Here is a 1,313-nt window from a genome sequence, read left to right as displayed (position 1 = left end):
ACCGCCGGGGAGGCGGTCAGATCTTACAGAGACGGGACTAATTGTCTGGCAGGTTATCGAGGTAACACTGATACAGCAGCTCGCCGTGCAGCGCCGGGAACTGCGATTTAATCCGCTGCTCCAGCGCACGGACAACAGCCACCGGGTTTATCTGCTTCCAGCGCTCATACAGCCACCAGGCATTTCCGGGCGTGTCTTGCTGCGGACGGGAGGCTTTCAGCTGCGCTTTTTTCTCTCTCAGGGCTTTTTCCAAGTGTTTCTTTTCGCTTTCCAGCGCCTCATCATCCCCGGTGACCAGACGGCGCAGCTTTTTCAGCAGGTTTTTCAGCGCGTGCCGGTTATCCAGTGACGCCACATTCGAGCGGCTCAGGCGCAGCACATGATGGGCATACCGTTTCTGATACTCTTCCCGCAGCCCTTTGAGCTCCATCCAGCGCCGGAAACGCGTGACAATGTCACGCAGTGCCGCCAGGCCAAATCCCAGCCCTGCAAAAAACTCCGGCCGCAGCCAGATGCGCATCGCCTTGTACTGTTTCGCCTCACGGTCAAAATCACGGTGAATGATAATCAGGTTGGCGGCCTCCCAGTCATGCAGCGCGTGCAGCACCGGGTCATAGCTTTTGCGGCCGTTCTCATACTGATGCAGCTGACCGCATTGTGCAGCCAGCGTTTCCACCGGACACATCACCTCAAACAGCGCCTCACTGTCCGGGTTATAATCCGCATTGGCGATCATCGCCAGCGCCAGCGCATACCAGGTTTCCCGGCGCTCAGAGCGTACGGAAACCCGCTGGTTACGTTCACAGCGCAGATTATAAATATGGGGATTCCGGTTCCAGTCATGACGGGACAGTGCCGCCGAAAAACGGCGCACCGCCGCAATGTTCGGTAATTTACCTTTAAAGACAGGCAGATAATGACGGTGAATTTTATGACCGTTCACCGGGGTGTGAAGTGTCAGGGAGTCAGACACATTCTCCTGCGCTTATGTTGTGCGGCAGGAGTTGAATTTTGCTCGGCATAATTCTATACTCCCCATCAGGAGTTCAACAATACCCCTGATGGAATATCTCTGGATAGCCCTGTTAATCTTAGATTCCGCCAAGTTTCTGAAAGATTACAGGGCTTTTCTATTGGGTTCGGCGCGGTTCTTTGTGCCTACGTCCCTTTTCGTCACCTTTCGGCGTGACAACCACAAATTCGTTAATGCCGTTTAATTTAGCACTCAGCAGCACTTCCCGCAATCTTTACGGTGATTTATCCGATTTCGGATCACGTTCTGGGGTCCGCTTGATGGTTAGGAATCTATGGTC

General features: G+C 54.0%; 1 protein-coding gene. It reads right to left on the bottom strand.

Going from position 1 to position 1,313, the window contains the following annotated elements:
• Positions 1 to 37: 37 nt before the first annotated feature.
• Positions 38 to 973 (bottom strand): hypothetical protein, encoded by a 936-nt coding sequence (locus U868_RS0123195; RefSeq protein WP_025155356.1) that lies wholly within the window; start codon positions 971 to 973, stop codon positions 38 to 40.
• Positions 974 to 1,313 lie beyond the last annotated feature (340 nt).

It is taken from the genome of Morganella morganii H1r, from assembly GCF_000633515.1.
GTDB lineage: Bacteria > Pseudomonadota > Gammaproteobacteria > Enterobacterales > Enterobacteriaceae > Morganella > Morganella morganii_B.
This window is presented reverse-complemented; position numbering and strand designations above follow the sequence as displayed.